The organism is Pseudomonas inefficax, from assembly GCF_032164165.1.
Lineage (GTDB): Bacteria > Pseudomonadota > Gammaproteobacteria > Pseudomonadales > Pseudomonadaceae > Aquipseudomonas > Aquipseudomonas inefficax.
This window is the reverse complement of sequence record NZ_CP134401.1, coordinates 597,669-616,123: the sequence shown is the minus strand read 5'-3', so window position 1 is coordinate 616,123 and position 18,455 is coordinate 597,669. Positions and strand designations below refer to the sequence as shown.

At 63.4% G+C, this 18,455-nt stretch carries 20 protein-coding genes; 9 read left to right on the top strand and 11 right to left on the bottom strand.

The annotated features are described in order from the left end of the window. Positions 1-56: 56 nt before the first annotated feature. On the bottom strand, positions 57-1,487 hold the full coding sequence (locus RIN61_RS02830; protein WP_133974128.1) for a lytic transglycosylase domain-containing protein: 1,431 nt from the start codon (positions 1,485-1,487) through the stop codon (positions 57-59). Between the two features lie 100 nt (positions 1,488-1,587). Then, complete coding sequence (gloB, locus tag RIN61_RS02825; protein WP_112252945.1) at positions 1,588-2,367, bottom strand: hydroxyacylglutathione hydrolase; 780 nt, start codon at positions 2,365-2,367, stop codon at positions 1,588-1,590. An 85-nt stretch (positions 2,368-2,452) separates the two neighbouring features. Here gloB and RIN61_RS02820 point away from each other — a divergent pair, with 85 nt between their 5' ends. The 4 genes from RIN61_RS02820 (at position 2,453) to RIN61_RS02805 (ending at position 6,923) form a co-directional block, all read left to right on the top strand. Further along, positions 2,453-3,226 carry a class I SAM-dependent methyltransferase gene (locus RIN61_RS02820; RefSeq protein WP_112252944.1) on the top strand — a complete coding sequence of 258 codons (774 nt, stop codon included), beginning with the start codon at positions 2,453-2,455 and terminating at the stop codon, positions 3,224-3,226. Between the two features lie 15 nt (positions 3,227-3,241). Next, a complete protein-coding gene (gene rnhA / locus RIN61_RS02815) occupies positions 3,242-3,688 on the top strand; it encodes a ribonuclease HI (protein ID WP_112252943.1) in 447 nt (148 codons plus the stop codon). Positions 3,689-3,739: 51 nt separating this feature from the next. Next, positions 3,740-4,498 carry a DNA polymerase III subunit epsilon gene (dnaQ, locus tag RIN61_RS02810; protein WP_313855661.1) on the top strand — a complete coding sequence of 253 codons (759 nt, stop codon included), beginning with the start codon at positions 3,740-3,742 and terminating at the stop codon, positions 4,496-4,498. A gap of 175 nt (positions 4,499-4,673) precedes the next feature. Then, positions 4,674-6,923: an Orn/Lys/Arg family decarboxylase gene (locus RIN61_RS02805; RefSeq protein ID WP_112252940.1), complete on the top strand. Its 2,250-nt coding sequence runs from the start codon at positions 4,674-4,676 to the stop codon at positions 6,921-6,923. On the opposite strand, the gene RIN61_RS02800 is transcribed toward RIN61_RS02805, so the two are convergent. Continuing rightward, the gene (locus RIN61_RS02800) at positions 6,907-7,125 is read right to left on the bottom strand and encodes a hypothetical protein (RefSeq protein ID WP_003261019.1); all 219 of its coding nucleotides are present in this window, start codon (positions 7,123-7,125) and stop codon (positions 6,907-6,909) included. The genes RIN61_RS02805 and RIN61_RS02800 overlap by 17 nt on opposite strands. A 157-nt stretch (positions 7,126-7,282) precedes the next feature. Between RIN61_RS02800 and chrR the strand changes: the two genes are divergently transcribed. Further along, positions 7,283-7,843 carry a class I chromate reductase ChrR gene (gene chrR / locus RIN61_RS02795; protein ID WP_112252939.1) on the top strand — a complete coding sequence of 187 codons (561 nt, stop codon included), beginning with the start codon at positions 7,283-7,285 and terminating at the stop codon, positions 7,841-7,843. Positions 7,844-8,005: 162 nt separating this feature from the next. Here chrR and RIN61_RS02790 read toward each other — a convergent pair whose 3' ends face one another. Continuing rightward, on the bottom strand, positions 8,006-10,078 hold the full coding sequence (locus RIN61_RS02790; protein WP_313855658.1) for a TonB-dependent receptor family protein: 2,073 nt from the start codon (positions 10,076-10,078) through the stop codon (positions 8,006-8,008). A 217-nt stretch (positions 10,079-10,295) separates the two neighbouring features. Here RIN61_RS02790 and RIN61_RS02785 point away from each other — a divergent pair, with 217 nt between their 5' ends. The 3 genes from RIN61_RS02785 to RIN61_RS02775 are packed head-to-tail and all read left to right on the top strand — an operon-like array spanning position 10,296 to position 11,257. Continuing rightward, positions 10,296-10,544: a helix-turn-helix domain-containing protein gene (locus RIN61_RS02785; protein ID WP_112252937.1), complete on the top strand. Its 249-nt coding sequence runs from the start codon at positions 10,296-10,298 to the stop codon at positions 10,542-10,544. A gap of 10 nt (positions 10,545-10,554) precedes the next feature. Next, the gene (locus RIN61_RS02780; protein ID WP_112252936.1) at positions 10,555-10,902 is read left to right on the top strand and encodes a head completion/stabilization protein; all 348 of its coding nucleotides are present in this window, start codon (positions 10,555-10,557) and stop codon (positions 10,900-10,902) included. Continuing rightward, the gene (locus RIN61_RS02775) at positions 10,895-11,257 is read left to right on the top strand and encodes a hypothetical protein (protein ID WP_112252935.1); all 363 of its coding nucleotides are present in this window, start codon (positions 10,895-10,897) and stop codon (positions 11,255-11,257) included. Before RIN61_RS02780 ends, RIN61_RS02775 begins: the two co-directional genes overlap by 8 nt. Here the strand turns inward: RIN61_RS02775 and RIN61_RS02770 are convergent. Beyond that, entirely contained in the window at positions 11,254-11,634 is a 381-nt protein-coding gene (locus RIN61_RS02770; RefSeq protein ID WP_112252934.1) for a helix-turn-helix domain-containing protein, read from the bottom strand. The genes RIN61_RS02775 and RIN61_RS02770 overlap by 4 nt on opposite strands. Before the next feature lie 200 nt (positions 11,635-11,834). Here RIN61_RS02770 and RIN61_RS02765 point away from each other — a divergent pair, with 200 nt between their 5' ends. Then, positions 11,835-12,098: an Ogr/Delta-like zinc finger protein gene (locus RIN61_RS02765; RefSeq protein WP_112252933.1), complete on the top strand. Its 264-nt coding sequence runs from the start codon at positions 11,835-11,837 to the stop codon at positions 12,096-12,098. A 79-nt stretch (positions 12,099-12,177) separates the two neighbouring features. Here RIN61_RS02765 and nuoN read toward each other — a convergent pair whose 3' ends face one another. The 6 genes from nuoN to nuoI are packed head-to-tail and all read right to left on the bottom strand — an operon-like array spanning position 12,178 to position 18,449. Continuing rightward, entirely contained in the window at positions 12,178-13,647 is a 1,470-nt protein-coding gene (nuoN, locus tag RIN61_RS02760) for an NADH-quinone oxidoreductase subunit NuoN (protein ID WP_085625354.1), read from the bottom strand. Between the two features lie 7 nt (positions 13,648-13,654). Further along, positions 13,655-15,187 (bottom strand): NADH-quinone oxidoreductase subunit M, encoded by a 1,533-nt coding sequence (gene nuoM / locus RIN61_RS02755; RefSeq protein WP_112252932.1) that lies wholly within the window; start codon positions 15,185-15,187, stop codon positions 13,655-13,657. Positions 15,188-15,227: 40 nt separating this feature from the next. Continuing rightward, the gene (gene nuoL, locus RIN61_RS02750) at positions 15,228-17,081 is read right to left on the bottom strand and encodes an NADH-quinone oxidoreductase subunit L (RefSeq protein WP_114168202.1); all 1,854 of its coding nucleotides are present in this window, start codon (positions 17,079-17,081) and stop codon (positions 15,228-15,230) included. Continuing rightward, positions 17,078-17,386, bottom strand: coding sequence for an NADH-quinone oxidoreductase subunit NuoK (gene nuoK / locus RIN61_RS02745; protein WP_003251446.1), 309 nt, complete (start codon positions 17,384-17,386; stop codon positions 17,078-17,080). The genes nuoL and nuoK overlap by 4 nt, the downstream gene beginning before the upstream one ends. A gap of 3 nt (positions 17,387-17,389) precedes the next feature. Then, positions 17,390-17,890 (bottom strand): NADH-quinone oxidoreductase subunit J, encoded by a 501-nt coding sequence (nuoJ, locus tag RIN61_RS02740; RefSeq protein WP_003261007.1) that lies wholly within the window; start codon positions 17,888-17,890, stop codon positions 17,390-17,392. A 10-nt stretch (positions 17,891-17,900) separates the two neighbouring features. Then, positions 17,901-18,449 (bottom strand): NADH-quinone oxidoreductase subunit NuoI, encoded by a 549-nt coding sequence (gene nuoI, locus RIN61_RS02735; protein WP_003251442.1) that lies wholly within the window; start codon positions 18,447-18,449, stop codon positions 17,901-17,903. Positions 18,450-18,455: the final 6 nt, after the last annotated feature.

Here is an 18,455-nt window from a genome sequence, read left to right as displayed (position 1 = left end):
GGTCGGTGTGGGAGCTGGCTTGCCGGCGATGGGGCGCGCAGCGGCCCCGCACTACATCAATGCGAGAGGTAGACGGTCAGGGTCTGGCCTGGCTTCAGGGCATGGCCGCTGCGTGGGTTCCAGCGCTTGAGGTGCTTCATTTCCACGTTGAAGCGCTTGGCCACCAGGTACAGCGAGTCGCCTTTGCGTACCTTGTACTGCGTGGAGCGCTTCCCGGAGGCGGCTACCCGATTGCCAGCAGCGCTCGGCGCGCTGCCACCGCGCAGGGCCAGCACCTGGCCAGCGCGCACGCTGTTGCCGGAGAGACGGTTCCAGCGCTTGATGTCCTTGACCGAAACGCGGTTGGCCTTGGCGATTGCGCCCAGATTGTCGCCGCGCTTGACCCGGTAGCTGCGCGCCGCCACCGGGGCCTTGGCTTCGGCCACGGCGCGGGCGAACACGGCCTTGTTCGGCTGCAGGCTGACCAGTTGCTCGGGCTTGAGGTTGGACAGGCTGTCGCTCAGCAGTTGCGCCTTGGCGGTGGGTACCAGCAGCTGCTGCGGGCCGTCCACGGTCATGCGCTTCTTGAATGCCGGGTTGAGCTGGATCAGCTCGTCTTCGTCGATATTGGCGAAGGCTGCTACCCGCGACAGGTCGAGGCGGTCGTTGATGGCCACCGCCTCGAAGTAAGGTTCGTTGGCGATCGGGTTCAGGTTCACGCCATAGGCTTGCGGCGTGAGTACCACCTGCGACAGGGCAAGCAGCTTGGGCACGTAGTCGCGGGTTTCCTGCGGCAGCGGCAGGTTCCAGTAGTCGGTGGGCAGGCCGAGCCGCTCGTTGCGCTCGATGGCGCGGCTGACCGTGCCTTCGCCGGCGTTGTAGGCAGCCAGGGCCAGCAGCCAGTCGCCGTTGAACATGTCGTGCAGGCGGCTGAGGTAATCGAGTGCGGCATTGGTCGAGGCGGTCACGTCGCGACGGCCATCGTAGAAGTTGGTTTGGCGCAGGTTGAAGTGGCGCCCGGTGGACGGAATGAACTGCCACATGCCTGCGGCGTGGGCGCGCGAGTAGGCCATCGGGTTGTAGGCGCTTTCGATGGCTGGCAGCAGGGCCAGCTCCAGCGGCATGTCGCGCTCTTCGAGGCGCTCGACGATGTAGTGCAGGTAGAGGCTGCCACGCTCGCCGGCGCTTTCGATGTAGCTTGGGTTGCTGGCAAACCACAGACGCTGCTGCTCGATGCGCGGGTTGACGTCGATGTTGTCCTGCAGGGCAAAGCCCTGGCGCATGCGTTCCCATACATCCTGGGGTGCCTGCTCGGCCGGCTTGACCAGCAGCGGTGAAGGCTTGTGCTTGATCCGCGCCTGGTAGTTGTGCGCGCGAACGCTATCGGATTCGTCGAGCTGACGGGTGCTCTGGCAGCCCACCAAAGTGGCGGCCAGGGCCAGCGCACTGATTTGGGCCAGGCGCGTCAGGGCGACGGAATGAGAGGTTCTGCGGCTACGGGAAGACATCGGCTGACACAGGTTTCCGGGCGAAAAATTTCGGCGATTCTAGAAACCGCTCCGGGCCTGGTCAACCTTTGACCATCGCTTGCGATATATCTTGAGGTTATCAGAAGGTGTCCTTCCAAGACCTCAAGGCAGCAAAAACAGCGACATGCGAGGGGTTTGAATGTCCCTTCCATTCGTCTGCTTTTTGTTTAACTAATGTTTCAGAGGTGCGCAGGAAGGGATTGGTCAGGCGCTCCAGACCGATCGTTGATGGCAATGTGATGCGATTTTCGCCACGCAAACGGGTAACGTCCTCGAACCGCTGTTGAACGTGCGGGTTGCCGGGTTCCACCGCCTTGGCGAAACGCAGGTTGCTCAGGGTGTATTCGTGGGCGCAGTACACTTCGGTGTGCTCTGGCAGGGCTGCCAGGCGGGCGAGGGCAGGCTGCATCTGTTCGGGGGTGCCTTCGAACATGCGCCCGCAACCGGCGGCGAACAATGTGTCGCCACTGAACAGCACGGGTGTTGCCGGCTGGTCGCTGAACAAGGCGATATGCCCCAGGGTATGGCCGGGCACGGCCAGCACCTGGAAGGTCACGCCAAGCACGGTCACCTGGTCACCTTCGTCCAGCGCCAGGTCACGGCAGGGAATGTGCTCGCGGGCCGGGCCGCAGACGCGGGCGCCGGTCAGTTGCTTGAGCCGCTCCACGCCGCCGACGTGGTCATTGTGATGGTGGGTGACCAGGATGTCGCTCAGTACCCAGCCGGGGTTCGCCGACAGCCAACGTTCCACTGGGCCGGCGTCACCCGGATCGACCACCGCGCAGCGGCGTTTGGCAGTATCCTGTAACAACCAGATGTAGTTGTCGGAGAAAGCGGGGAGAGCATCGATCTGTATCATGGTGCGGATCCGATTCGCCTAGCGTGGCACATGAAGGCATCTTAGCCGCGATGGCGCGGTGCGAGAACCTTCGAGGGAGAGCGCAATGACCGACCAAGCCTTTGCCCAGGCCGACCCGGAGTGGGTCAAGCTGATCAGCCTGGCCCGTGAGTGGTTCAACGGCCCACTCGGCCAACTGATGCTCAAGGAGGAGGAAAAACTGCTGGAAGAAGAACTCGGGCGCTTCTTCGGGGGTTACCTTGTGCACTACGGGCCCTGCGCCGAGCCACCGCCCAGCGCGCCTCAGGTGCAGCGCAACGTGCGCCTCGGCGCGCCGCTGCCGGGGGTGGAGATTGTCTGCGAAGAGCAGGCCTGGCCGCTGAGCGAGCACGCCGCCGATGTGGTGGTGCTGCAGCATGGCCTGGATTTCAGCCTGTCGCCCCACGGCCTGCTGCGCGAGGCGGCCAGCGCCGTGCGCCCTGGCGGGCACCTGCTGATCGTCGGGATCAACCCCTGGAGCAGTTGGGGCATGCGCCATTTCTTCAGCCACGGCGCCCTGCGCAAGGCCCGTTGCATCTCGCCGTCGCGGGTGGGCGACTGGCTCAACCTGCTGGGCTTCGCGCTGGAGAAACGCCGCTTCGGGTGCTATCGTCCGCCGCTTGCCTCGCCGGCCTGGCAGCACCGCCTGCAGGGCTGGGAACGGATGGCCGGCGGCTGGCAGGGCTCCGGAGGCGGGGTGTACCTGCTGGTGGCGCGCAAGATGGTGGTGGGCCTGCGGCCGTTGCGCCCGGAGCGCCGCGAGCCGATGGGCAAACTGCTGCCGCTGCCGCTGGCCAAGGTCAACCGCACGGCGGCCAACCCCGAAACTGACAAGCACTGACTTCAAGAGTGGTACATGAGCGATAGCGTCGAGATGTTTACTGATGGTGCCTGCAAGGGCAACCCGGGCCCTGGTGGCTGGGGCGTGCTGATGGTCTACAAGGGCGTCGAGAAGGAACTGTGGGGCGGCGAGCGTGAAACCACCAACAACCGCATGGAGCTGATGGCCGCGATCCAGGGCCTGATGTCGCTGAAGCGCGAATGCGAGGTGGTGCTGACCACCGACTCGCAGTACGTGATGAAGGGCATCAACGAATGGATGACCAACTGGAAGAAGCGCGGCTGGAAAACCGCGGCCAAGGAGCCGGTGAAGAACGCCGACCTGTGGCAGCAGCTGGATGAGCAGGTCAACCGCCACAAGGTGACCTGGAAGTGGGTACGCGGGCACATCGGCCACCCCGGCAACGAACGCGCCGACCAGCTGGCCAACCGTGGCGTCGATGAGGTGCGCGCCAAGCGTTGAGCTGGGGTACAATTGCGCCCTTTGTAACTGATGCAAGTTGGAGCGCCCCGCGTGGAGCAGCAGCAAGATAAACGGTTCGTCATTCTCGATACCGAAACCACGGGTATGCCGGTCAGCGAAGGCCACCGGATCATCGAGATCGGCTGTGTCGAGGTAATCGGCCGGCGCCTGACCGGGCGGCACTTCCACGTTTACCTGCAGCCGGACCGCGAGAGTGACGAGGGCGCCATCAACGTCCACGGCATCACCGATGCCTTCCTGGTCGGCAAGCCACGCTTTGGCGATGTGGCCGAGGAGTTCTTCGAGTTCATCCAGGGCGCCACGCTGGTCATCCACAACGCGGCGTTCGACGTTGGCTTCATCAATAACGAATTTGCCTTGCTGGGCCAGCACGACCGCGCGGACATTTCCCAGCACTGCACGATCCTCGACACCCTGCTGCTGGCGCGCTCGCGCCACCCGGGGCAGCGCAACAGCCTGGATGCGCTGTGCAAACGCTACGACATCGACAACTCGGGCCGTGAACTGCACGGCGCATTGCTCGACTCGGAACTGCTGGCTGACGTCTACCTGGCGATGACCGGTGGCCAGACCAGCCTGTCGCTGGCCGGGCATGGGGCAGAATCGGGGGATGAAGGGGGCGGTGCTGGCGGCAGCGAGATTCGCCGTATTACCGGGCGTGTGCCCGGGCGGGTGATCATGGCCAGTGCCGAGGAGCTGGAGGCGCATGCCGAGCGCCTGGCGGCCATTGCCAAGTCGGCGGGTGGGCCATCCATGTGGCAGGCTTTGACCGAGACACCTGCTAGCTGATTTTCAGCCTGTACCGGCCTCTTCGCGGGCGCGCCCGCTCCCACAGACAATCGACTGGTCTTGAAAACAATCCAGTCCCTGTGGGAGCGGGTTCACCCGCGAAGAGGCCAGTACAGGCAGTACAAGGCTCAACTACCCTGAAATGGACGTCATGTCCTTCGGAGGTAGCCACCTGATGTACAAGGACCTCAAGTTCCCCATCCTCATTGTCCACCGTGCCATCAAGGCCGACAGCGTCGCTGGCGAACGCGTGCGGGGCATCGCCGAGGAACTGCGCCAGGACGGCTTTGCCATCCTCGCCGCCGCCGACCATGCCGAGGCCTGCCTGGTCGCCGCCACCCACCATGGCCTGGCTTGCATGCTGATTGCCGCCGAGGGCGTCGGCGAGAATACTCACCTGCTGCAGAGCATGGCCGAGCTGATTCGACTGGCCCGCCTGCGTGCGCCCAACCTGCCGATTTTCGCCCTGGGCGAACAGGTGACCCTGGAAAACGCCCCCGCCGAAGCCATGAGCGAGCTCAACCAGCTGCGCGGCATCCTCTACCTGTTCGAAGACACCGTGCCGTTTCTTGCGCGCCAGGTGGCGCGTGCCGCACATATCTACCTCGACGGCCTGCTGCCGCCGTTCTTCAAGGCCCTGGTACAGCACACTGCGCAGTCCAACTATTCCTGGCACACCCCGGGCCACGGCGGTGGCGTGGCTTATCGCAAAAGCCCGGTTGGCCAGGCCTTTCACCAGTTCTTCGGGGAAAACACCCTGCGCTCGGACTTGTCCGTTTCCGTGCCGGAGCTGGGCTCGCTGCTCGATCACACCGGCCCCTTGGCCGAAGCCGAAGCCAGGGCCGCACGCAACTTTGGCGCCGACCATACCTTCTTCGTCATCAATGGCACCTCCACGGCCAACAAGATCGTCTGGCACGCCATGGTCGGCCGCGACGACCTGGTACTGGTGGATCGCAACTGCCACAAGTCGGTGGTGCACGCGATCATCATGACCGGTGCCATTCCCCTCTATCTGTGCCCCGAGCGCAACGAACTGGGCATCATCGGCCCTATCCCGCTCAGCGAGTTCAGCGCCGAGGCGATCCAGGCGAAGATCCAGGCCAACCCTCTTGCCCGCGATCGCGGGCAGCGCATCAAGCTGGCGGTGGTGACCAACTCCACCTACGACGGCCTGTGCTACCACGCCGGGCTGATCAAGCAGAGCCTGGGCGCCAGTGTCGAGGTGCTGCACTTCGACGAAGCCTGGTTCGCCTATGCGGCCTTCCACGAGTTCTTCACCGGGCGCCATGCCATGGGCACGGCCTGCGCGGCAGACAGCCCGCTGGTGTTCAGCACCCATTCCACCCACAAGCTGCTGGCCGCGTTCAGCCAGGCCTCGATGATTCATGTGCAGGACGGGGCCAGGCGCCAGCTGGACCGTGACCGCTTCAACGAAGCGTTCATGATGCACATCTCGACCTCGCCGCAGTACAGCATCCTCGCTTCGCTGGACGTGGCCTCGACCATGATGGAGGGGCCGGCCGGGCGTTCGCTGTTGCAGGAAATGTTCGACGAGGCGCTGAGCTTTCGCCGTGCCCTGGCCAACCTGCGCGAGCATATCGCTGCCGACGACTGGTGGTTCAGCATCTGGCAGCCGCCGAGTGCCGAAGGCATCCACCGTTTGGCCGCGCAGGACTGGCTGCTGCAGCCGGGGGCGGAGTGGCATGGCTTTGGCGAAGTGGCGGACGACTATGTGCTGCTCGACCCGCTGAAGGTGACCTTGGTGATGCCGGGCCTGAGCGCGGGCGGTGCGCTGGGCGAGCATGGCATCCCGGCGGCGGTGGTCAGCAAGTTCCTCTGGGAGCGGGGGCTGGTGGTGGAGAAAACCGGCCTTTACAGCTTTCTGGTGCTGTTCTCGATGGGCATCACCAAGGGCAAGTGGAGCACCCTGCTTACCGAGTTGCTGGAGTTCAAGCGCCACTATGACGGCAATACCGCCCTGAACAACTGCCTGCCGAGCGTGGTGGCTGCCGATGCCTCACGCTACCAGGGCATGGGCCTGCGCGACCTGTGCGACCAGTTGCATGGCTGCTACCGGGCAAATGCCACGGCCAAGCAGCTGAAGCGGCTGTTCACGCGCTTGCCGGAGGTAGCCGTGAGCCCGGCCCGGGCCTATGACCAGATGGTGCGCGGTGAGGTGGAAGCGGTGCCGATCGAGATGCTGCTGGGGCGCGTGGCGGCGGTGATGCTGGTGCCGTACCCGCCTGGTATTCCATTGATCATGCCGGGCGAGCGGTTCACCGAGGCGACCCGCTCGATACTCGATTACCTGGCATTCGCCCGGGCGTTCAACCAGGGCTTCCCAGGTTTCGTCGCCGATGTGCACGGCCTGCAGAACGAAAGCGGCCGCTACACGGTGGATTGCATCAAGGAATGCGAATGATCTCGACGCCGCTGCGCGCCAGTTCGAAGCGGTTTTCGCCCAGGTGGTTGACCTTGTCGCCGATGGCCAGGCGATAGGTGGTGATGGGGGCGCCCAGCGTGCTGCCGTCGGTTTGCAGGGTCGACTCCTGGAACTCGTGCACGGGGTAGATGCGGCCTTCGGCGTCACGGGCGTGGAATTGGCCGACCATTACTGCTGCCATTTGGGTGGAAACCTCTGAATTGCGTGGGAAATGTCTGCAGGCATAGACCGTGGAACAGCGTCGGAAGTTTTCGCCCCGCGGAAAAAAAACCAAGGCGCCGAGGAACGGTCATCTATAACTACAACGTCCCTTTACTCAGCGAAGGTTGGAAATTGCCATGAGCCAGGTGTATTCGGTAGCGGTTGTCGTCGGTAGCTTGCGCAAGGATTCCTACAACCGCAAGGTCGCCCGCGCACTCTCGGAACTGGCGCCGTCCAGCCTTGCCCTGAGGATCGTCGAGATCGGCGATCTGCCGTTGTACAACGAGGACGTCGAGGCCGACGCACCGCCAGAGGCCTGGAAGCGTTTTCGCGACGAAATCCGCCGCAGCGATGCGGTGCTGTTCGTTACCCCGGAATACAACCGTTCGGTGCCGGGCTGCCTGAAAAACGCCATCGATGTGGGGTCGCGGCCCTACGGGCAGAGCGCTTGGGGGGGCAAGCCAACGGCGGTGGTCAGTGTGTCGCCGGGGGCTATTGGTGGTTTCGGTGCCAACCATGCCGTGCGCCAGTCGCTGGTGTTTCTGGATATGCCGTGCATGCAGATGCCCGAGGCCTATATCGGCGGCGCAGCGAGCCTGTTCGATGACGCAGGCAAGCTCAATGACAAGACCCGGCCGTTCTTGCAGGCGTTTGTCGACAAGTTTGCTTCGTGGGTTAAGTTGAACCGGGCGGTTTGACCTGCCTTGAGCAATCATCGCTGAGCGCACGATCCCTGTAGGAGCGGCCTTGTGTCGCGAAAGGGCTGCGCAGCAGCCCCGCAATTTATGTTGCGAAGCTGAAATCCTGGGGCTGCTGCGCAGCCCTTTCGCGACACAAGGCCGCTCCTACAAAAAAGCGGATTAGCGGAAGCTGTAGGAAACCCCGGCATACACGCCAAAGCCTTCGCCCGGCGTCGAGCGGGCGTTGTCTTTGCCGTCATCGTCATAGGTCGGTGTCACCGTCGCCGCATAACGCTTGTTGGTCAGGTTGCGCAGGTCCAGCCAGGTCTGCCAGTCCTGCTTCGGTGAATCCCAGCCCAGGCGCGCGCCGAGCAAGGCATATTCATCGGCGTGGTAGCTGTTGGCGTAGTCCACCTGCACCTTCGACGCCATCTGCGTGTTGACCCCGGCGTAGAAGCCGCTCGGCCAGTCATAGCGCAGCTCGGCCTGGTAGTAGTGCATGGGGATGCCCGGCAGGCGGTTGTCGTCGAACTGGTCGTCATCGCGGTAGTGGAAATCACTGAAGGTGTAGGCCTGGCGCAGGCTGAGCTTGCCAGTACCGGCGTGCTCCCACAGGGTGCTGTCGAGGCCGGCTTCCACGCCCTGGTGCACGGTGGGGCTGGCGTTGAACTCCGAGGTGAAGTTCGGCACCACTTCCACGGCCAGCAGTTCATGGCGCACCTGCGCGTAGTACCAGGCCAGGTCCCAGCGGCCAAGCACCGAATCGCCACGCGCGCCCAGCTCCAGGGTGGTGGCGGTCTGGTTCTGCATCTCGATCGGCTGGATCTGCTTGCCGCCTACTTTGGGCGAGCTCCAGATCAGTGACCACGGGTGGGGCGGCTCTACCGAGCGGCTCAGGTTGCCGTATACCTGCAGGTCCGGGCGGATGTCATAGCGCAGCCCCACGCGTGGCGCATAGTCCCAGTCATGCATGCTTACCTTGCCGCCCTCGGCAGGGTAGGTGACATCACTTTCACGGCGGGTATAGATCATCGCCAGGCCCGTGGTCAGCCACAGGTTCGGCACCAGTTCCAGGTCGTTGCCCACATGCAGCACCGTGTCCGAGCCCTGGTAGGTGAAGTCACGGGTGCGCTCACCGAACACATCGCCGTTGCGGTTGAACTGCGAAGCACCACTGTTGGGCAGGTGCTTGGTGGTGCGCCAGCCGATGGTGGTCTTGCTCTCATGGCCGAACAAGGTATCGCGACGGAAGTAGTTCAGCGTGCCGCTGACATCGGTGTAGGCCACCTTCAGGCGCATCGGGCCTTCACGCAGGTCCATCGGGTAGTCGTGGTATACCAGGCCGGCTTCCAGGCGCGCATCGTCGTCGAGGTAGAAGGTGGTCTTGTTGCCCACCCAGGTGCTGCCCGGCTGCGGGCGGCTGTCGTCGCGGGCCAGGTAGGCCGGGTTGGCCGCACGTGGGTGGTGCTTGATCTGCTCCTTGGTCAGGCGCCCGGCCAGCTCGTTCTCGGTTTCCCGGTAGCGCAAGTAGAAGCGGGTTTCCAGGTTCGGGTTGAAGCGGTAGCCGACGTTGGCGGCAACGCCCTTGGCGCTGCCACTGCTGTGCGCCTGGTAGCCGTCATATTCCGAATCGGTCAGGGCCACGTAGTAGTCGAGGTTGCCCAGCACCTGCCCCGAGCTGATATGCCGGTGCTGGTAGCCGCGGCTGCCGACTTCATAGCGCACCTGCAGCGGCGCGGCGTCGTAGCCGGTGTGGGTGACATAGTTGATCGCGCCGCCAAGGGCGAGGGAACCCTGGTCGAAGCCGTTGGCGCCGCGTAGCACTTCGGCACGGCTCAGCCACAGCGGCTCGAACAGCTCGTAGGGCGTACCGCCCGGGCCGGTCAGGGGCAGGCCGTCAAACATCGTGTACACCCCGGAACCGTGGGCCCCCGGTGCGCGGTTGAGGCCCGAACCGCGGATCGACAGCTTGATGCCATCGTTGCCCGCCGATTGGGCGAATACCCCGGGTTGGTAGGCCAGTACATCCTGATTGCTGGCGACCCGGCCTTGTCCCACTCGCTGCATGTCCACCAGGTTGCTGGCGCCCGGCACTTCGTGCAGGCGTTCGGCGGCTGCGGTCAGGTCGTTCTGCTCCTCATCGGTGATCAGCACTTGGCCCAACTCGAGCGAAGATGCCGCCAGGGCAGGCTGGGAGGCAGCGAAAGCAGCCAGCAGGCCGAGGCAGGATGGCAGGGGCAAAACGCAACGCATTGTACGACTCCAGGCGAAAGGCGAATGGACAACGGCGTTGAGACGAGCGAAATGGCGCTTGGAGCACGAGGAAAGACGACAAATATCGCGCAGCCTTCGTCAGACGGTTTTGTACGAAAGTTCTTTACAAGCCGCAGCGATGGAGCAGGGCGGCCAGCGCTTCGTAAGGTGACTGCAGATCGGCAGCGATGCCTCTCATAACCCGTGGAGTTCAAGCATGACTGACAACGCGCGACACTCGCAGCAACCCTTGGCGGACGCCCCGGTTCGCCTGACACCACGTGAACAGCAAGTGCTTTTGTGGTGCGCCTACGGCAAGAGCTCTTGGGAAATTGGCCAGATCCTGGAATGCAAGGAATCGACGGTGAACTTCCACGTGTCGAACATCCTGCGCAAGTTCGATGTGCCCACCCGGGTGGCGGCGGTGATCAAGGCCATTCGCTACGGCATGCTGGTCGGGCAGTGAGAGGTGACACATGGGCAACGATCCTCGGTTATCGCGCTTTGCCGATTGCCATGACCCATTCTGGCCACGGGTGGACCTGGCCACCCTGCGCGAGCGCCTGAACCTGCAGCGGCCAGTCAGTGAGGCGGCGCTGGAAGTGGCCGCACGCTGCGCCGCCATCGACGCGGCACGCGAATTCGCACGCTGGCGCGCGGTGCTGCGAGAACGGGGCTACAAGCGCCTCGAGGATGTGGCCGGGCATGATCAGGGGCGTGCATTGCGGGTGTGCTACATCCGCTTTGTCGAAGCCGCGGTCATGCATAAACTGGGCTCGACCGCCTATTTGTCGGCGACGCACCGAGGGGCTGCCCATGGCTGAACAATCTGTTTTCGACAGCCTGGCCCCGCCGCTGGTGGAGTTGCTGGGCATGGATGGCAATGTACTGTTCGCCGCGTTTCTGGGGGCTTTGCTGGTGAGTGCGGCGCGTGACCGGTTGATCACCAATACGACCAGGCGTCTGACGCTGGGCAAGAGACTGTTGCTGGTGTTCGTGACCGTGGGGGTTGGCCATCTGTTCGAGCCGCTGGTTTCGTCATTGGTGCCTTTGCTGACTCGTGGCATGGCGGCGTTCGTAGCTGCCGTGGTGGTAATCCCCATCAGCCTCAAGGTCATGGCCTGGCTGGATACGCTGGACCTACGCGAGCTCATCCAGCGCTGGCGGCACCGGGGTTAGTCATTGGCCGCCCCGCGAAGCGCATTCAGTTTCTGTTCCAGTTGCTGGATGCGCTGCTTGTCCTTGATGACCAGCAGGATGGCCTGGCGATCGGTTGGTGACAGCGTTCGCAGCCGCTCGAGCATGTCGTACTCCCAGTCTGCTTCATCCTGGGCCGCAGGGCTCTGCCCGGCTTCGCCCAGCAACAACCAATCCAGCGAGCAGGCATGCTGCCTGGCGATATCTACGCATAGTGAGTACGGGATGCTGTCGCGAACCTTCCAGCTGCTCAGCGTCTGTGGGCTGATCGACAGTTTGCGCGACAGTTCGGCATCCGACTGGGCACCGGTCAGAAGCTTGAGGCGTGTTAACACAGCAGCAAGTACGTGAGTACTCATAACAAATATCCATGACTGGTTTAATGATATTCCATGGGCTTAAACTACTCGTTATGAATACAGCCCTGCGTTTTTAGGAGCATTTCTGAGATGAGAAACATCAAGCTGAGCAATCGATACACATCTGCAGCTAATACTGACACAGCGAAACGATCATTCTTACAGAAGATTAAGCCAAACAATGCTTGCAGGTACTTGCCGTGAGTACTTACAAGCTGGTTTGCCCGCATTGCCATAGCCGGATGCGTATCCGTACCAGCGAAGGGCGTCATATTTTCCTGCGGATCGCTTATTTGCAATGCACCACCGAGGCCTGTGGCTGGTCAGTGCGCGCCGAGTTCGAGATGACCCATGAACTCTCGCCCAGCGGCATGCCCAACCCGGAAGTCTACCTGCCTTCGGCCAATGGTGATTTGCGCAAGGCAGCGCTGCCGGCAGCCGTGCAGGACAACCCCGGCGAATGAGCTTTCATGGCTACGGATACAAAACGTGCAGATAAAAAAACACCCCGCATGAGCGGGGTGTCTTGTTTTGCCGGGGCGATCAGCCGATCAGTTGCAGGCCGGCTTGCTGGACCATTTCCAGCAGCGGTTGCGGATACACACCCAGCACGAAGGCAAGAATGGCGATGGCCAGCAGCATGACGCCGCCAGTGCGCTGTTCCCACTTCAGCGGGGCGTCGTGGCGACGCAGGTTCGGCTCGACCAGGTACAGGGTGACCATGACACGCAGGTAGTAGTAGACGCCGATGGCGCTACCGATCACCAGCGCACCGACCAGCCACCACAGGTGCGACTCGACGCCGGTGGCGATGATGTAGAACTTGCCGATGAAGCCGGCGGTCAGCGGGATACCCGCCAGCGACAGCATCATCACGGTCAGTACCGCGGTCAGGTACGGACGGCGCCAGAACAGACCACGGTACTCGTACAGCGCATCGGCGTCACGGCCGCCGTAAGGCGAGGACATCAGGGTGATGACACCGAAGGCGCCCAGGCTGGTGATCACGTAGGTGACCAGGTACACGCCCATGGCTTCCAGGGCCAGGCCTTTGCTGGCGACCAGGGCGATGACCAGGTAGCCGAAGTGGGCGATGGACGAGTAACCGAGCAGGCGCTTGAGGTTGCTCTGGGTCAGTGCCAGCAGGTTACCGATCAGGATCGAGGCCACTGCAATCACTGCCAGTACGGTGCTCAGCACGCCGCTGCTGGCAGCAGGGGAGAGCATGAACAGGCGCACGACAACGGCAAACACCGCAACCTTGCTGGCGGTGGCCAGGAAGGCTGCGACCGGTGCCGGGGCGCCTTCGTATACGTCCGGGGTCCACAGGTGGAACGGTACCAGCGACAACTTGAAGGCCAGGCCGACCAGCATCATGGCCAGGCCCAGCTGGGCCAGCAGGCTCGGCATGCTGGTAGCGGCCAGGGCCTTGCCGATCTGGTCGAAGGTGAGGCTGCCGGCGTCGGCGTACAGCAGGGCCATGCCGAACAGCAGGAAGGCCGAGCCTGCGGCCGACAGCACCATGTACTTGATGCCGGCTTCCAGCGAGCGCTTGTTGAAGAAGGCATACGCCACCAGGCCGTAGACCGGTACCGACAGCAGCTCCAGGCCGATGAACAGGCCGGCCAGGTGGTTGGCGCTGACCAGCACCAGGCCACCGAGGGCCGACATCAGCAGCAGCAGGTAGAGTTCTTCACGGTTGCCCGGGAAGCCCTTGGAGCCTTCGCCGAGGTAGGCGTGGGCGAGGGTGACGCAAGCCAGCGTCGCCACCAGCATGATCGCCATGTACAGGCAGGCGAACTTGTCGATGGTGACCAGCGAAGTGACCGCCAGCGGCGCGACCTTCAGCGCCGGCAGGATCGACAGCAGGGCCAGGTTGAGGCCCACGGTGGACAGCAGGAAGGTCTGCGAGTGGTTGCGCTTCCAGGCGATCGCCAGCATCACCACCACCGTGGTGATGGTGGTGATCAGCATCGGCGCCAATGCGATGAAGTGTTGAGTGGTGAATTCCATAGCGCTCTTACCGGGCCGAAGCGAGTTGAGTGAAAGCGGAACCGAGCCACTGCTGCACACCACTCATGGTGGCGGCAGAGGTGTCGAGGAACGGCTGTGGATACACGCCCAGCAGGATCAGCAGTACTGCCAGACCCAGGACCATGATGAGCTCGCGACCGTCCATGCCGGCCAGCACGGTGTCGGTCTTGGCCGGGCCGAAGTAGGCGCGGTGGATCATGATCAGCGAGTACACCGAACCGAACACCAGGCCAGTGGTGGCGATCACGGTGATCCACGGCACGCTGGCGAAGCTGCCGATCAGGATCAGGAACTCGCCGACGAAGTTGCCGGTACCTGGCAGGCCCAGGGAGGCGGCGGCGAAGAACAAGCTGATGGCTGGCAGGTAGGCGATGCGGTGCCACAGGCCACCCATCTGGCGCATGTCACGGGTATGCAGGCGCTCGTACAGCTGGCCGGCCAGGATGAACAGCGCGGCAGCGGACAGGCCGTGTGCCAGCATCTGGATCACTGCGCCTTGCAGGGCCTGCTGGCTGCCGGAGTAGATACCGATCAGCACGAAGCCCATGTGCGAGACGCTGGAGAAGGCGACCAGGCGCTTGATGTCGGTTTGCGCGAAGGCCAGGAATGCACCGTAGAAGATACCGATCAGGCCCAGGGTCATGGCGATTGGCGCGAACTCGGCCGAGGCGTTCGGGAACAGCGGCAGAGCGAAGCGCAGCAGGCCGTAGGCCGCTGTCTTCAGCAAGATACCGGCCAGGTCGACGGAACCTGCGGTCGGTGCCTGGGCGTGAGCGTCAGGTAGCCAGGAGTGGAACGGCACCACCGGCAGCTTCACCGCGAAGGCGATGAAGAAGCCCAGCATCAGCAGGTACTCGGTACCGGCTGGCAGCTCGGCCTTGAGCAGGTCGCTGTAGTTGAAGGTGATCACGCCGGTGTTGGTGTAGTTGACCAGCACCAGGCCGAGGATCGCCACCAGCATGATCAGGCCGCTGGCCTGGGTGAAGATGAAGAACTTGGTCGCCGCGTAGATCCGGGTCTTCTTGCCGTCTGCCGAGCTGTGACCCCAGAGCGCGATGAGGAAGTACATCGGCACCAGCATCATTTCCCAGAAGAAGAAGAACAGGAACAGGTCAAGGGCCAGGAACACACCGACCACGCCGCCGAGGATCCACATCAGGTTGAGGTGGAAGAAGCCGACGTGACGCTGGATCTCTTTCCAGGAGCACAGTACCGACAGCACACCGAGCAGGCCGGTGAGCAGGATCATCAGCAGCGACAGGCCGTCGAGGGCCAGGTGGATGCTGATGCCGAAGCGCTGGATCCACTGGACCTTGTATTCCAGGGCCCAGGCAGGCTCGGCGCCCGGGGCGGGGGCCAGGGTGTAGTCGCCGTTAGCCCACAGCCACAGGCCGATGCCGAGCAGCAGGGACATTGTCAGCAGCGCGATCCAGCGCGGCAGGGTGGCGCCGAAGCGCTCACCCAGCCAGCACAGGAAGCCGCCGATGAAGGGGATCAGGATCAGCCAAGGCAAAATCATGACGGGTTGGTTTCCTTTGGCAAAGTCGCAAGATTCATAGTCATACCGCAGCCACTACCACGGCACCGAGCACCAGCACGGCACCCACGGCGATAGAGGCGGTGTACCAGCGCAGCTGGCCAGTCTCGGTCTTGCTCATGGCGACGTGGCCGCCACGCGCCATCCGCGGAATCAGGCCAATGGTGCGGTCAACCGGGTCCTTGCGCAGGATGTGGCTGATCAGCAGGTACGGTTTGACGAAAAGCTTGTCGTAGATCCAGTCGAAGCCCCAGGCAGCGAACCACCAGGCCGAAAGGACACGACCGATGCCGCTGTTGGCCACGGCGCTGACGAAGCGGCGCTTGCCCAGGAACAGCAGGGCCGACAACAGGATACCGGCGATGGCGATGGCACCCGAGGTGATCTCCAGCGCGTGCTTGGCTTCGCCGCCAGCGTGGCCGGCGCTTTCAGGCAGCACGCCTGCCAGCGGCGGGGTGATCCAGGCGCCGACGAAGGTCGACAGCACGATCAGCACGCCCAGCGGCAGCCAGTGGCTGATGCCGTGGCCAGCATGGGCTTCGGTCTTGGCTTCGCCGTGGAAGGCGATGAAGATCAGGCGGAAGGTGTACAGCGAGGTCATGAACGCGCCGACCAGGCCGGCGTACAGCAGGCCGGTGTTGCCGCTGGCGAAGGCTTCCCAGAGGATCTCGTCCTTGGAGTAGAAGCCCACGGTCACGATCGGCAAGGCAGCCAGAGCAGCGCCACCGACCACGAAGCTGGCGTAGGCCAGTGGCAGTTTCTTCCACAGGCCGCCCATCTTGAAGATGTTCTGCTCGTGGTGGCAGGCCACGATCACCGCACCGGAAGCCAGGAACAGCAGGGCCTTGAAGAAGGCGTGGGTCATCAGGTGGAAGATCGCCGCGTCCCAGGCGCCAACGCCCAAGGCCAGGAACATGTAGCCGATCTGGCTCATGGTCGAGTAGGCGAGAATACGCTTGATGTCGGTCTGCACCAGCGCGGCGAAGCCGGCCAGTACCAGGGTCACGCCACCGACCACGCCCACCAGGTGCAGGATGTCCGGTGCCAGCAGGAACAAGCCGTTGGTACGGGCGATCAGGTAAACGCCTGCGGTCACCATGGTTGCCGCGTGGATCAGCGCCGAAACCGGGGTCGGGCCGGCCATCGCGTCGGCCAGCCAGGTCTGCAGTGGCAGCTGGGCCGATTTACCGACCGCACCACCCAGCAGCATCAGGGTTGCCAGCACCATCCAGGTGTCGCCAGCCTGGAACTTCTGCGGGGCCAGCACCAGCAGTTCCTGCACGTTCAGGGTACCCAGCTGGGCGAACAGGATGAACAGGCCGATGGCCATGAACACGTCGCCGATGCGGGTGACGATGAATGCCTTGAGTGCCGCGTTACCGTTGTTGCGGTTGCTGTAGTAGAAACCGATCAACAGGTACGAGCACAGGCCCACGCCTTCCCAGCCGAAGTAGATGAACAGCAGGTTATCGCCAAGGATCAGGAACAGCATGCTGGCGATGAACAGGTTGGTGTACGAGAAGAAGCGCGAGTAGCCGGCTTCGCCACGCATGTACCAGGACGCGAACAGGTGGATCAGGAAGCCGACACCGGTGACCACGCCGAGCATGGTGACCGACAGGCCGTCCAGGTACAGGGTGAAGTTCGGCGCGAAGCCGTCCACCGACATCCACTGCCACAGCAGCTGGCTGTACGCGCCGCCTTCAGGCGGGGCGACGTTGAATTGCCAGATGACGTAGGCGGCCGTGGCCGCCGAAAGGCCTACCGAGCCGACGCCGATCAGCGCGGACAGGTTCTCCGAGAACCGCCCGCGCGAGAACGACAGCAGCAGGAAGCCGATGAGGGGGAAGACGAAAGTCAGGAAGAGAAGGTTCATCCGCGCATCTCACTGGCAGCATCGATGTCGAGAGTGTGGAAGCGGCGATACAGCTGCAGCAGGATGGCCAGGCCAATGCTGGCCTCGGCGGCTGCCAGGCTGATCACCAGAATGAACATCACCTGGCCGTCGGGCTGGACCCAACGGGCACCGGCGACGACGAACGCCAGGGCAGAGGCGTTCATCATGACTTCCAGGCTCATGAGCACGAAGAGGATGTTGCGGCGGACCATCAGGCCAACCAGACCTAAGCAGAACAGGATGCCGGCGACTGCCAGACCATGCTCGAGAGGGATAGCACCCATGATTTACTCCTTCGCCTCGTTGCGGCCCAGGTGGAAGGCGGTGACGGCCGCGGCCAGCAGCAGCATCGAAGCCAGTTCGACCACCAGCAGGTAGGGGCCGAACAGGCTGATGCCGACTTCTTTCGGGCCCACGGTGGTACCGCTGATGCCGGCGCCGCTCGGGGTGACGAACAGCACGTACAGCAGCTCCAGCAGCAGCAGGGCGGCGAGAATCACCGGCCCCGCCCAGATACCGGGCTTGAGCCAGCCCCGTTCCTGGGCGACCGAAGCCGGCCCGAGGTTGAGCATCATCACCACGAACACGAACAGCACCATGATGGCGCCGGCGTAGGCGATCACTTCCAGGGCGCCGGCGAACGGCGCACCCAGGGCGAAGAAGATCATGGCCACGGAAATCAGCGAAATGATCAGGTAAAGCAAGGCGTGCACGGGGTTGGTGCCGGTCACCACCCGAAGGGTGGAGACCACGGCGATCCCGGATGCGAAGTAGAAAGCGAATTCCATCTTTCTGTCCTTATGGGAGCAAGCTCTTCACGTTGATCGGCTCGGCTTCGTTCTGTGCAGAGCCCTTCGGCTTGCCAGCGATTGCCATGCCGGCAACACGGTAGAAGTTGTAGTCAGGGTTTTTGCCGGGGCCGGAGATCAGCAGATCTTCTTTCTCGTACACCAGGTCCTGACGCTTGAACTCGGCCATTTCGAAATCCGGAGTCAGCTGGATCGCGGTGGTCGGGCACGCTTCTTCACACAGGCCGCAGAAGATGCAGCGCGAGAAGTTGATGCGGAAGAACTCCGGGTACCAGCGGCCGTCCTCGGTCTCGGCCTTCTGCAGCGAGATGCAGCCAACCGGGCAGGCCACCGCGCAGAGGTTGCACGCTACGCAGCGCTCCTCGCCATCGGGGTCGCGGGTGAGGACGATGCGGCCGCGATAGCGCGGCGGCAGGTACACGGGTTCTTCGGGGTACTGCAGGGTATCGCGCTTGCGGAACCCGTGGGAGAACACCATTGCCAGGCTGCGCAGCTGGGTGCCGGTGCCCTTAACGATGTCGCCGATATACTTGAACATGGGTCA